Raw genomic sequence first — 706 nt, 5'->3', positions numbered from 1 at the left:
GAATATAATGGAATTCCGATTGCGGGAATGACTTTAAAGCGATTTAAAAGTTCAAACAATGAAATTTTTGTTATATCTGATACATTTTTCAAATTCAAATATTATAGCAAAGATTATTCAAAATTCTTATTTAATAATCAAGAATATAATAAAGGACGATTAGTCAATGCAGTGATAAAATATTATATTGAGAATCATCCCGATATTACATTTTCAGAATTAAAAACAAAATTCCCAGATAAAATCCAAGGTAGCTTTGGAGTTTTTGATACAAAAGAAAAAGCTGAAGATATTTATCAAAGATGGGGACACAAAAGACATTATATTAATCCAGAAGAAGAAATTAAAATTGGAGATGCAGTGATTGCAACTTGCACTCAATGGAATCCTGAAAACATAAAACAATTTCTAAATCAAGCTAATAATTTAGGCATGAAAATAGAAATAAAATAACGTCGCCTAACATTGTATTGGCAAAATGCGGGGAGAAGTGCAAAATTGAAAAGCAGAAATATTAATCCGCTCATGCTTTTCAATTCTGCAATTTTTTGTAAGTTAGCAGTATTGAAAAAGCATTCGCTACGTTCAGTCTAAATCGAACTTTTCGTTTCATTTAGCCCGCACTTCGCCAATACTTTTTCCGTTAGCCGCAATTTTAGAAAAACCGTATGTATAAAGAAAATTTTGAAAAAATAATAGTAATACT

General features: G+C 29.2%; 1 pseudogene. It reads left to right on the top strand.

The annotated features are described in order from the left end of the window. A pseudogene (locus AC23MB_RS14300) lies at positions 1 to 453 on the top strand (hypothetical protein); the annotation flags it as partial. Between the last annotated feature and the right edge of the window lie 253 nt (positions 454 to 706).

The organism is Soonwooa sp. T0.1_25 (assembly GCF_057652215.1).
The sequence above is the reverse complement of the archived record's forward strand: the minus strand, read 5'-3'. Positions and strand labels throughout refer to the sequence as shown.